The sequence below is a fragment of the Parahoeflea halophila genome (genome assembly GCF_900220985.1).
Lineage (GTDB): Bacteria > Pseudomonadota > Alphaproteobacteria > Rhizobiales > Rhizobiaceae > Hoeflea > Hoeflea halophila.
Window position 1 is genome coordinate 1 of record NZ_OCPC01000002.1, and the last position, 12,892, is coordinate 12,892.

Here is a 12,892-nt window from a genome sequence, read left to right on the forward strand (position 1 = left end):
TTGGCGCCAGCGGCGCGCCGCCCTCGTTGTGTGAGCGGGTTATAGGGGCACCCCACCAAATGAGTCAACACTCTTTTTCAACAAAATCGAATTTTTCTCATTTTTTTCTGGAACCTTTTCCGTCGGGCAGCTGATGGATGTCTCGTGTATATATAAAGCGCCTTTTTCCGCCCTTTCTGCCATACAGCCGCCGGAATTCGACCTACAAGGTTTGGGAAGGCCGCGCGGCGCCCCGGTAGGGGTGAGTGCTTCAGCAGGCAACGGCGTGTTTGCCGACTTCGATTTGACACATGGCCCGGTGCAGGGCACATCTGCTCCGGGACTGGTGACACAGGCCTGAGCAGAGGGACAGACCAGCACGTTCCACCCGGAGGACGAATGCCAAACGACGATTTTCTTGCACGGCAGATGGGCGATCAACCGCCGCTGCTGGCCGGCGGCCGCAAGCCCCCGGACAAGCGCGAGATTTCGCTGCGCTGGCTGTCGGGCACCTTCATGACTGGCATCACCTCCAGCCTGTTGATGGGTGTGGCCCTGTTTGGCGCCATGGAAGGCCGTGAACAGCTGGCCATTCCCGCCGAGGCACTGGCATCGACAGATCTGAATGCCGGCGGCCTTGCCGCGGTCGAGAAGGGCGCGCGCCTGATCCAGTCGGTCGTCACCGCCAAACCGGCCGACAAGAGCGTCATGGAAGTCTCCACCATGGTTCGCGACGGCGACCGCGACGTGGTCCGGCGCCAGCCCTTTGCCCACGTCAAGATTGCGCTTGCCGCCAACCATCCCAATGCCACCGCCAAGTCCTATCCGGAATTCAACCCGCTCAAGATATTCTCAGCCGGCGAGGACGAGGCGGGCTCCAGTGTGCGCACCGGCGTGATCTACGGCGCCGAGGTCGATTCGGAAATCAGCCTGCGCTCGGTCGACTTCCCGCTCGAGGCACCGGGGCATCCGTTCGCCGCGTCGATGACCCTGGACGAGGCCGAGGAAACCGTCCGCACCAACGGCTCGGTATTGACCGACGGCTCAGTGCAGTTCGCCTCGCTCAACTATGTCGATCCGCGCCGCTTTGGTTCGAACCGTCTGGAACTTGATTTCAGCGCCAGCCTCAACGCCCGCGTCATTGCCGAAAATGTTTCCGTGGCATCCTACTCGCCGCAGACGTTCGAACGCGTCGACTATGTTGATGACATCATACCGGTGCGCAAGGCCGCGGCCCTGTCCGATATCCTGGATGGCGCAGGCTATTTGGCGCAGCAATATGAAGCGGCTCTGGTAGCCCTGTCACGGCAGATAAAGATCGAGAAGATCCCCGCCCAGGCTGTCATTCGCGTCGGTATCGAGCAGTCCGGCGAGACGGCACGGATCATTCGTGTAAGCGTTTACCACAACTCCAGCCACATGATCACCGTGGCGCTGTCGGATTACAACGGCTTCATCATCGGCAACGAACCGCCGCCGACGCCCGCGGTCCGGTCGGCATTTGACGAGACCGCCCCCGTGGCGACCGCCCGTGACCTGCCCAACATCTATGATGGGATCTACCGGTCTGCGCTGCTTTACGGCATGTCCGAAGACATGGTCGGGCAGGTCATCCGTATGCTGGCCAGCAGTGTCGACTTCCAGTCCCAGCTGCGTCCATCCGACACGCTCGAAGCCTTCTTTTCCGTTGCCGACGACAGCGGCATCGCGACGGAAGACTCCGAGCTCCTCTTTGTCAACGCCAGGTTCGGCGGCAATACGATCCGGCTCTACCGCTTCCAGCATCCGGAAGACAACTCCATCGACTACTATGACGAGGAGGGCCGCAGCGCCAGACAGTTCCTGTTGCGCAATCCGGTGCCCAACGGCAAGTTCCGCTCCGGCTTCGGCATGCGCCGTCACCCGATCCTGAAATATTCCCGCATGCATACGGGCGTCGACTGGTCCGCGCCGAGGGGAACGCCGATCATCGCCTCCGGCAACGGCGTGGTCGAGAAGGCCGGCTGGGATTCGGGCGGCTATGGACGCCAGACCATCATCCGTCACGCCAACGGTTACAAATCCAGCTATTCGCACCAGAATTCGATCGCCAAGGGGGTCAGCCCCGGCGCCAAGGTGCGACAGGGACAGGTGATCGGAACCGTCGGCTCGACCGGCCTGTCGACCGGCCCGCATCTGCACTACGAACTGATCGTCAACGGCAACAAGGTCGATCCGATGCGGATTCGACTTCCTGACGGCAAGTCGCTCAAGGGAGAGGCCTATGCGATGTTTGCCCGCGAGCGCGACCGTATCAACGCTTTGCTCGACATAAAGAGCGCCGACAGGGAAGTTGCCAGCCGGTAGTCCAGGCCCGCCGGTGAGTCATGCCGGTCCCGCCCCGGGCACTTGGCCGGCGTCGCGACGGGCGCGTTTCCAGCCGTCCTGCCAAATGGAAAAGGCGGGCCCGAAGACCCGCCTTTCATGCCCGCTTTTCGCGCTTTTCGTCAGTCAGGCGGCTTCGCCCGGCTGATCGTCGGTATCGGAGGGCGTTTCAGCCGAGACCGAAAACACCAGCCGGTCCGAGCCTGCGCCGACAGACACGTGACTGCCTTCGCCGACCTCGCCCAGCAGGATCTTTTCAGCCAGCGGATCCTGCACGTATTTCTGCACCACCCGCTTGAGGGGACGCGCGCCATAGGCTGGATCATAGCCCTTGTCGGCAAGCCAGTTCCGCGCCTCCTCGTCGAGCGACACATCGATCTTGCGGTCGACCAGCAGCTTGCCGAGCCGGGAAAGCTGGATGTCGACGATCGCGCCCATTTCAGAGCGCCGCAGGCGGTGGAACAGGATGATCTCGTCGATCCGGTTGAGAAATTCCGGTCGGAACGACGACCGCACGACGTTCATCACGTCGTCGCGCACTGCATCCGCGTCCTGATCGTCGGTAAGTGCAGCCAGGTATTCCGACCCCAGGTTCGACGTCATCACGATCAGCGTGTTGCGGAAGTCGACCGTCCGGCCCTGACCATCGGTCAGGCGGCCGTCGTCGAGCACCTGCAACAACACGTTGAAGACGTCGGGATGCGCCTTTTCGATCTCATCGAACAAAATCACCTGGTAAGGCCTGCGCCGCACCGATTCGGTCAGCGCCCCGCCTTCGTCGTAGCCAACATAGCCGGGAGGCGCGCCGATCAGACGCGAGACCGAGTGCTTCTCCATGTACTCGGACATGTCCATCCGAATCAGCGCGGTCTCGTCATCGAACAGGAACTCGGCGAGGGCCTTGGTGAGCTCGGTCTTGCCGACACCCGTCGGCCCGAGAAAGATGAACGAGCCCATCGGCCGGTTCGGATCCTGCAGGCCCGCACGCCCGCGGCGAACAGCCTTCGACACGGCCTGAACCGCTTCACCCTGGCCAACGACGCGCTTGCCGATCTCGTCTTCCATTCTGAGCAGCTTGTCGCGCTCGCCTTCCAGCATCCGGTCGACCGGGATCCCGGTCCAGCGCGAGACGATATGGGCGATGTGATCAGGCGTCACCGTCTCCTCGACCATTCCGGCCGTCCCGCTTTCTTCATGCGCCTCGGCTTCCGTGATCTGGCGCTCAAGCGCGGGAATCTCCGCATAGGCCAGTTCACCAGCACGCTGGTACTCGCCGTTGCGCTGGGCAATGGCAAGCTCGTTGCGCGCCTCTTCCAGCTTCAGCTTCAGCTCTGCAGCCATGCCCAGTTTCTGCTTCTCAGACTGCCACCGGGCCGTCATTGCAGCAGACTTTTCCTCGATGTCCGAGAGCTCCTTGTCGAGCCGCTCGAGCCTGTCTTTCGAAGCCTGGTCGGTCTCCTTCTTCAAGGCCTCACGCTCGATCTTCAGCTGCATGATGCGGCGGTCGAGCTCGTCGAGCTCCTCCGGCTTGGAATCAACCTGCATCCTCAACCGCGCCGCCGATTCGTCCACCAGGTCAATCGCCTTGTCCGGCATGAACCGGTCGGTGATGTAACGGTTGGAGAGCACGGCCGCCGACACCAAGGCCGAGTCGCTGATCCGCACCATGTGGTGCTGCTCGTATTTTTCCTTCAGTCCGCGCAGGATCGAGACTGTGTCCTCCACAGTCGGCTCCTCCACCATCACCGGCTGAAACCGCCGGGCGAGCGCTGGATCTTTCTCCACATGCTTGCGGTATTCATCCAGCGTGGTGGCCCCGACGCAGTGCAGCTCGCCACGCGCCAGCGCGGGCTTGAGCAGGTTGGAGGCGTCCATCGCCCCATCCGACTTGCCGGCGCCGACCAGCGTGTGCATCTCATCGATAAACAGGATGATTTCGCCATTGTTGGCCTGAATTTCCGACAACACCGCCTTCAGCCGTTCCTCGAACTCGCCCCGGTACTTGGCCCCGGCGATCAGCGCGCCCATGTCGAGCGCCATCAACTGCTTGTCCTTGAGCGATTCGGGCACGTCGCCATTGACGATCCGGAGTGCCAGGCCTTCCGCGATTGCGGTCTTGCCCACGCCGGGTTCACCGATCAGCACAGGGTTGTTCTTGGTCCGGCGCGACAGCACCTGGATTGTGCGGCGGATTTCATCGTCCCGGCCGATCACCGGGTCGAGCTTGCCTTCGCGCGCAGCCTCTGTCAGGTCGCGAGCGTATTTCTTCAAGGCATCGAAGCCCTGTTCGGCGCCGGCGCTGTCCGCCGTCCGGCCCTTGCGGATATCATTGATGGTCTGGTTCAGGGCCTGCGCCGTCACACCGGCATTCTTCAGGATCTTCGAGGTTTCAGAGGACGCTTCGATCACAAGAGCCAGAAGCAAACGTTCGACCGTGACAAAGCTGTCCCCGGCCTTCTTTGAGGCGTCTTCGGCGGACTGAAACACCTTGGCCACGGGCTGCGAGAGATAAAGCTGGCCGTTGCCGCCAGAGACCTTTGGCAGTTTCGCAATCGCCGCGTCATTGGCAAGCCGAACATCGGCTGGCCTGCCGCCGGCGCGTTCGATCAGGGATGACGCCATGCCTTGGTCGTCGTCCATCAGCACCTTGAGCAGGTGCTCGGGCATGAACTGCTGGTGGCCTTCGGCCAGCGCATAGGATTGCGCCGACTGGATGAAGCCGCGAACGCGTTCCGAGTATTTTTCGATATTCATGGTCTACTCCTTTACATGTCCCGCCCTGTAGCGGCGCGGGACAGCGGGTCCGGATGAGCTCCCGTAAGCGGCAAGCCCGTTTGATGCACCTGATATGGGTATTCACGGTTGGGCGATAAAGGCCAAGCTGCGCAATAAAAAACCCCGGCTGGGAACAACCGGGGTTTTGTCATCAGTCGAAAGATCTGCACTTACTCGGCAGCGGCCGGTTCGGCAGCGGCCGCTTGCTCGTCAGAAGAACTTGAAGCAGCCTCGCTATTGTCTTCCGCCCGCACCCTCTTCGGCCGGCCGCGGCGGCGCGGCGCAGGCTTGGCGACGGCTTCTTCGTCAGACGCGCCTTCTCCGATCGCGACTTCGGCGGGAACCCCTTCGATCACCGGCTGAGGTGCATCCGCATCATAGGCAGCCTTTTGCTTTGGCTCCGGGCGCGGTTTGCGGTCCTGGCGCTCACCCCGCTCCTGGCGGTCGTTGCGTTCGCCCCGGTCCTGCCGGGACTGACGCTCCGGGCGGCCCTGCTGCTCGGAACGCTGGTCCTGCGAATTGCTGTTGGTGTCATTGCCGTCATCGGTATCGCGATCGTCATCATTCTGATCTTGCGACTCGCGGGCCTGCGACTGGTTGTCGTCACGCTGGAAGCGCTCTTGCATCTGCGCCTGAGCGGTCAGGATGATCCGATTATAATGCTCTGCATGCTGCAGGTAGTTCTCGGCCATCACCCGGTCGCCGGAACTTTGCGCATCGCGGGCAAGGTTCATGTATTTTTCCGCCACGTGCTGGGCGGTTCCGCGAATCTTTACGTCGGGACCGGAGCTGTCATAGGAGCGCGAAAGCGGGTTCTGGCCCTTGCGGTTGCCCCCGCCATTATTGTTGTTTCCGCTGCGTCCGCGACCGCGCTTGTTTTGCTGTCCTGGCCTCATTCGATAGTCACCTGGTTGTTTTCCTGAAAAAATCTGTTGGGCGCTTTGGCCAGAAGATCTGGCTCGCAGGTTGCGCCGCGACAAAGGATCATCCACGGATCCCGTCACCATTATGGGTTCAAATTCAGATACCCGCGCCAGAGGCTTTCCTGCGAACCGACGTCAAATTTTGTGGGTTCTGAGAGCCGAGCCACTGCGGATCGAATCTGTTTCAAGACTTGCTATCCGGCGCTGATCGGGAAACTAGACATATTTGCCTGCAATTCCAAGCCTTTTCTTGAAGATGCGGTGAAATGCCCTTTTCCGGCACCATTGGTCACGCCCGCGGTTTGAACACCAGCACCCGGTCGACGCCTCCAAGATCGGCAAAAACTCCAATGCGATCAAACCTACTCGCGTGGAAAATCGCAGTCACCGCCGGGCTTTGCCCAATTCCGATCTCCAACGCCAGGTATCCGTCCTTCTCCAGCCGGCTTCCTGACTGTGCTGCGATCAGCCTGTAGGCCGCGAGCCCGTCCGGACCGCCATCGAGCGCCAGCACCGGATCATGTTCGATGACGTCCCGCGCCAACGAAGCCAGGTCGGCTGTCGGGATATAGGGCGGATTGGAGACGATCAGGTCAAATCGGGATTCGATGCCGGTGAGCCAGTTCCCCGTGGTCGCAGTGTAACGCCCTGCAAGTCCAAGTGCTTCGGCATTTTCGCGGGCGGTCGCCACGGCCTGTGCCGACACATCGATACCGAGGCATCGCGCGTGGGGGCACTCCGCAACCAGCGCCAGGCCGATGGCGCCGGTCCCGATGCCCAGATCGACGATTGAACAGCTTCCCTTTGCATCCGAAATTTCGCGCATCAGCGGTAGTACCGATTCAACCAGGGTTTCGGTATCCGGGCGTGGCTCGAGCGTTGCCGGGGACAGTCCCAGCTTGAGCCCGTAAAATTCCCGCGAACCCAGAATGCGGTGTACGGGCATTCCGTCCAGCCGTTTCTGCAGCGCCTTGCCCAATCGATCCTGAATGCTCTGCGTCAGCACCATCTCGCCCGCCGTCGCCAGCTGATGCGGTTCCACCCCGGCAAGATTGGCCACCAGCAATCGGGCATCAAGATCGGCGCTCTCAAGTCCGGCTGACCGAAACGCGGCGCGCATCGCAAGCCAGGCTTCACCCAGGCTGGTTGTCCTTGCCTGGTCAGGCTTGGTCATAAGTGCCCAGGGTCGCCAGCAGGCCGGCCTGATGATCGGAAATCAGGGCATCCACAATCTCGTCGATCTCGCCCATCATCATTCGGTCAAGCTTGTAGAGGGTAAGATTGATCCGGTGGTCGGTCACCCTGCCCTGCGGGAAATTGTAGGTCCGGATCCGTTCCGACCGGTCCCCCGAGCCAACTTGGCTGCGCCGCGACTGCGAACGCTCCTCATCGGCCTTCTGCCGTTCCATATCATAAAGGCGCGCCCTGAGTACCTGCATTGCCCGGGCCCGGTTCTGGTGCTGGGATTTTTCCGAAGACGTCACCACCAGTCCGGTCGGAATATGGGTGATACGCACCGCTGAATCGGTGGTGTTGACGTGCTGGCCGCCGGCACCGGATGCTCGCATCGTATCGATCCGGATATCTTCCGGGCGCACCTCGATATCGATGTCTTCCGCTTCCGGCAAGACCGCCACGGTCGCCGCCGAAGTGTGGATGCGACCACCAGACTCGGTTTCAGGCACCCGCTGGACCCGGTGCACACCGGATTCGAATTTCAGCCGTGCGAACACACCCTTGCCTGAGACGGTGGCAATGATCTCCTTGTACCCGCCGGCTTCGCCTTCGCTCGCCGACAGCACCTCGACGCGCCATCCCTGCGATGAGGCATAGCGCTCATACATGCGGAAGAGGTCACCGGCGAACAGTGCCGCCTCCGAACCGCCCGTACCGGCACGAATTTCGACGATGGCGCTGCGTTCGTCGGCCGCGTCCTTGGGCAAAAGCATGATCTCGATCTGCTGCTCCAGCTTCTCGATCTTTGCCTTGAGTGCCTTCAGCTCTTCATCCGCCATCTCCCGCATTTCGCGGTCGGTCGAACTGTCGGCCAGCATCGCCATCAGATCGGCACGCTCGGCCTCGGCTTTCGCCAGTTCGCGAATTTCGCCGACAAGTGGCTGCAGTTCGGAATATTCGGATGCCAGTTTCACATAGGTATCCGCATCCGGCCCCGCCGACATGCGGGCCTCCACCTCACCGAAACGCCGTTCGAGTTCACGTATTTTTTGGGTCGGCAATCGCGCCATGTTTGATCCTACAGGCTCACGCCATTGGCGTCGGCGAAATCGGTCAGGAATTCGCGAACAGTTTTCTCGCTACGCTTATCGGCAATCATCGGCAGCAGCGCTTCCTCAAGCTTGCCCAGATCGAGTGACAGCAGCATCGACTTGACCGGCCCGATTGCCGCAGGCGACATCGAGATATTGCGGAACCCGATACCCAGAAGCGCCATGGCAGAGAGCGGTTTGCCGGCAATCTCGCCACAAAGGGTCAGCGATGTGTTGGTGCGGTTCGCCGCATCGACAATCTGTCTGAGCACGCGCAGGAACGGGCGGCCGAGAGGGTCGAACCTGTCGGAGACCCGTGAATTGCCACGATCCACCGCCATCATGAACTGAAACAGATCGTTGGAGCCGACGGAGACGAAATCCACTTCCTCCATCAGTTCATCGAGTTGCCACAGGAGACTTGGCACCTCGAGCATGGCCCCGAACTGCAGGCTCTTCGGCAACTGATATCCGAAGCGGGAAAGGTGGCGGACTTCCTTGTTGAGCAGTTCACGCGCCAGCCGGAGCTCGTTGACCTCGGTGATCATCGGCAGCATCAGCTTGAGCTCGGCGCCGGCAGCCGCCTTCAGGAGTGCCCTCAACTGGGTCCGCAGCAGGCCAGGCCGGTCCAGCGACAGCCGGACAGCACGCCACCCGAGAGCCGGGTTTTCCTCTTCGGCGGAGCGGAAATAGGGCACGACCTTGTCGCCACCAATATCAAGAGTCCGGAAGGTCACCGGACTGTCGGCGGCCTGCCGCAGCACGCTGCGGTAGAGGCTTTCCTGCTCATCGGCCTTGGGCATCGTCGAGGCGATCATGAATTGCAACTCGGTCCGGAACAGCCCGATGCCGCTGGCGCCTGAATCACTCAGTTGCGGAAGATCGACCAGCAGGCCGGCATTCATCTGCAGGGTGATGTACTGACCATCCCGTGTTCTCGGCTCGACCGTGCGCAACGCCCGGAACTGCTCCTGCCGCTTTGCTCTGAAGCGGACCTTGTCGGCATAGGCATCCTGAACGTCCGTCATCGGCCGGAGATGCACGACTCCATCCTCGCCATCAACGATGATGGAGTCCCGATTTTCAGCGAGTGAGGCGATGCCGGTCACCTGTCCGACGACCGGTATTCCCATTGCGCGGGCAACGATCACCACATGGCTTGTCACCGCGCCCTCCTCGAGCACGAGGCCGCGGATTGCTTCGCGCGGATAATCCAGCAGTTCTGCAGCGCCCATGGCGCGCGCCACGATGATTGCATCCTGCGGCAGACCCTTGCCGCCCGGCACGAATCCGGTCAGCTGCCGGAGCAGCCGGTTGGCGAGATCATCGAAATCATGCAGCCGTTCGCGCAGATAGGGGTCGGTCATGTGGATCATGCGCGCGCGTGTGTCGCTCTGCACCTTCTCCACCGCAGCTTCGCAGGTCAGCCCGTTGCGGATCGCTTCTTCAAGCTTGCGAACCCAGCCGCGGTCATGGGCGAACATCCGGTAGGCTTCGAGAACAGCCCGGTGTTCCCCTTCCATCGACACATCACGCCGCGACAGCATGTTGTCGATGGATATGCGCAGCGATCCCAAAGCCTCTTCGAGCCGCTCGAGTTCGGCGTCGATATCGTCATTGAGGAGCTCGGTGACCACGATGCGGGGCTCATGCAGAATCACATGGCCAAGTCCGATGCCGTCGCCATAGGCATCACCCTCGATCGTCACCGGACGGTTGAGGTCAAGCTCCAGCCCGGGCCGGACGATCTGCTTGAGCTCACCCGCAGCGATCATCTCGGCAAGCACCATCGATGTGGTTTCGAGCGCCTCGACCTCGTCGTCACGGTATTTCCGGTGCGCCTTGTTCTGCACCACGAGAACACCCAGCGACCGGCCCGCCCTGAGGATCGGAACCCCCATGAAGGAATTGTAGACCTCCTCACCGGTTTCCGGCAGGTAGGTAAAAGCAGGATGCGACTGCGCATCGGAGAGATTGAGAGACCGGGCACTGGCCGCAATCGTGCCGACAAGCCCCTGCCCCATCTTCAGCTGCGCGTGGTGCACCGAATCCTTGTTCAGGCCTTCGGTGGCAAAAAGCTCCAGCGCCCCATCGGCGCGAAGCACGTAAAAAGAGCACACTTCGGCAACCATGTTGGCCGCGATCTGGCGGACAATCTGATCAAGGCGCTCCTGCGGCTCAAGGGGCTCCGCCATCAATTCGCGCAGCCGCCTGAGAAGGACGCGCGGACCTGCGGAAAGGTCTCTCATCGCGCTTCACTCTCCCAATTCGTGTGACCCGCCCGGAAGTTGTCCCGGCCGGCTGGCAATGGTCGGCTTTTGCCGTTTAACTTGATCCCGTTGGTTAAGTCTTATCCAGACCGTAGACGGAATGCAAAGTCCTGACCGCAAGCTCGGCATAAGCGCCGTCAATCAGGATGGAAATCTTGATTTCAGAAGTTGTTATAGCCTTGATATTGATAGATTTTTCTGCAAGCGCCTTGAACGCGGTTGCGGCCACCCCGGCGTGGCTGCGCATACCGATACCGATGACGGAAACCTTGGCCAGGCCTGATTCGCTCTGAACCACATCGTAACCGACCACCTGCTTCTGGCCCTCAAGCACTGCAAGCGCCTTGTCGGCATCGCCGGATGGCACTGTAAAGGTCATGTCGGTGCGCGATCCGTCTTCGGATATGTTCTGCACGATCATGTCGACATTGATGTGAGCATCTGCAAGCGGGCCAAAGATCGCCGCCGAAACGCCAGGACGGTCAGCAAGCCGTCTCAGGGAAATCTGCGCTTCATCCTTGGCGTAGGCAATGCCGGTAACGACTTCCTGTTCCACGATTTCTTCCTCGTCGCAAATAAGAGTTCCGGGCGGATTGAGCAGATCCCCCATTCCTGGCGCATCCGGGTCGTCAAAGCTCGAACGCACGAAGGTTCTGACCTTGTGCACCATGGCCAGCTCGACCGACCGCACCTGCAGCACCTTGGCGCCGAGAGATGCCATTTCCAGCATTTCCTCGAACGCGATCTTTTTCATCCGCCGCGCTTTCGGCTCAACCCGTGGGTCGGTCGTGTATACGCCATCCACATCGGTATAGATATCGCACCGGTCGGCATTCACCGCAGCCGCGATCGCCACCGCGCTGGTGTCCGAACCGCCGCGTCCGAGTGTTGCCACGCGGTTGTCGGGGCCGACACCCTGGAAACCTGCCACGACGGCCACCTGCCCCATCCCGAAACGGCGGATCAGTTCCGATCCATCAATGTCGACAATGCGCGCCGCAGCATGGGCATTGTCGGTCTTGATTGGGATCTGCCAGCCCTGCCAGGAGCGGGCATCCACACCCATCGATTGCAGCGCGATGGCCAGCAATCCGCTGGACACCTGCTCGCCCGATGCGACGATGGTGTCATATTCACGCGCATCGTAGAAAGAAGCGTTGGCGCCAGCGACCTTCGGCATCTGCTGAACCCAGTTCACCAGCTCGTTGGTCTTGCCGGCCATGGCCGACACCACCACAGCCACTTCATGTCCGGCATCCACCTCACGTTTGACATGCCGGGCGACATTGTGGATCCGGTCAAGGTCGGCCACCGAAGTGCCGCCAAATTTCATCACTATGCGGGCCATGCTGTATCATCCGCTGACAAGCCCGAAACCGGGCAAGAAAAACCGCCCCGGAGACCGGAGCGGAAGGTGGCGATCTCTTAGCCAATAATCTGTCCGGCTGCAACCGGATCGCTGATGCGACATAGCCAACTCTTGACAACCCGGGACCCACGCCCGAGTTGTCTGGATAAGATCCAACACCGGAGAGCATTATGACCGAAGCTGCCCAGACTACAATCGATCAGGATGAAGTCGCGCGGTTTTCGGCCCTGGCGGCGGAATGGTGGAACCCGAAAGGCAAATTCCGCCCGCTGCACAAATTCAATCCGGTGCGCCTGACTTATATCCGCGACCATGTCGCCGCACATTTCGGCCGCGACCCGAAATCCGACAAGCCACTGGCTGGCTTGCGGCTGCTTGATATCGGCTGCGGTGGAGGGCTGTTGTCCGAGCCCATGGCGCGCATGGGCGCCGAGGTGCTGGGCGCCGATGCATCGCAGACCAATGTCGAGGTTGCGTCTATCCACGCAGCCCAGAGCGGCGTCGAAGTCAGCTACGAGGCCGTGACGTCGGAAGAACTGGCCGCCCGCGGCGAACGCTTCGACGTCGTGCTCAACATGGAAGTTGTCGAGCATGTCTCCGATGTCGATCTGTTTCTCAACTCCTGCGCCGAGATGGTCAAACCCGGTGGGCTGATGTTTGTCGCCACCATCAACCGGACCATGAAAGCCCGGGCGCTGGCGATCATCGGGGCGGAGTACGTGCTGCGCTGGCTGCCGCGCGGCACCCATCAGTATGAAAAGCTGGTGCGTCCGGAAGAAATCGAGACCCCGCTGAATGCAGCGGGAATGAATGTCACCGACCGTACCGGGGTGTTCTACAATCCCCTGCAGGATCAGTGGAACCTGTCCCGCGACATGGACGTCAATTACATGATGCTGCTGGAGCGCCCCAAGACGGTTTGAACCTCGGGCGCATCAAGCCGGG

General features: G+C 61.2%; 8 protein-coding genes. 2 read left to right on the plus strand and 6 right to left on the minus strand.

The genetic code is table 11. The features are described 5' to 3' along the window. Nucleotides 1-378: 378 nt before the first annotated feature. Nucleotides 379-2,325, plus strand: coding sequence for a M23 family metallopeptidase (locus tag CRO46_RS07315; protein WP_097106606.1), 1,947 nt, complete (start codon nucleotides 379-381; stop codon nucleotides 2,323-2,325). A gap of 144 nt (nucleotides 2,326-2,469) precedes the next feature. Here CRO46_RS07315 and clpB read toward each other — a convergent pair whose 3' ends face one another. From clpB to CRO46_RS07345, 6 genes are all read right to left on the minus strand, one after another. Then, nucleotides 2,470-5,097, minus strand: coding sequence for an ATP-dependent chaperone ClpB (gene clpB, locus CRO46_RS07320; protein WP_097106607.1), 2,628 nt, complete (start codon nucleotides 5,095-5,097; stop codon nucleotides 2,470-2,472). 191 nt (nucleotides 5,098-5,288) lie between these two features. Continuing rightward, nucleotides 5,289-6,014, minus strand: coding sequence for a DUF4167 domain-containing protein (locus CRO46_RS07325; RefSeq protein ID WP_097106608.1), 726 nt, complete (start codon nucleotides 6,012-6,014; stop codon nucleotides 5,289-5,291). Nucleotides 6,015-6,330: 316 nt separating this feature from the next. Next, the gene (prmC, locus tag CRO46_RS07330; RefSeq protein WP_244577815.1) at nucleotides 6,331-7,215 is read right to left on the minus strand and encodes a peptide chain release factor N(5)-glutamine methyltransferase; all 885 of its coding nucleotides are present in this window, start codon (nucleotides 7,213-7,215) and stop codon (nucleotides 6,331-6,333) included. Then, nucleotides 7,202-8,287 (minus strand): peptide chain release factor 1, encoded by a 1,086-nt coding sequence (prfA, locus tag CRO46_RS07335; RefSeq protein WP_097106610.1) that lies wholly within the window; start codon nucleotides 8,285-8,287, stop codon nucleotides 7,202-7,204. The genes prmC and prfA overlap by 14 nt, the downstream gene beginning before the upstream one ends. An 8-nt stretch (nucleotides 8,288-8,295) precedes the next feature. Further along, a complete protein-coding gene (gene ptsP, locus CRO46_RS07340) occupies nucleotides 8,296-10,557 on the minus strand; it encodes a phosphoenolpyruvate--protein phosphotransferase (RefSeq protein WP_097106611.1) in 2,262 nt (753 codons plus the stop codon). Nucleotides 10,558-10,651: 94 nt separating this feature from the next. After that, nucleotides 10,652-11,926 (minus strand): aspartate kinase, encoded by a 1,275-nt coding sequence (locus CRO46_RS07345; RefSeq protein WP_097106613.1) that lies wholly within the window; start codon nucleotides 11,924-11,926, stop codon nucleotides 10,652-10,654. A 191-nt stretch (nucleotides 11,927-12,117) separates the two neighbouring features. Here CRO46_RS07345 and ubiG point away from each other — a divergent pair, with 191 nt between their 5' ends. Beyond that, on the plus strand, nucleotides 12,118-12,870 hold the full coding sequence (gene ubiG, locus CRO46_RS07350) for a bifunctional 2-polyprenyl-6-hydroxyphenol methylase/3-demethylubiquinol 3-O-methyltransferase UbiG (RefSeq protein ID WP_097106614.1): 753 nt from the start codon (nucleotides 12,118-12,120) through the stop codon (nucleotides 12,868-12,870). The last annotated feature ends 22 nt before the right edge of the window (nucleotides 12,871-12,892 follow it).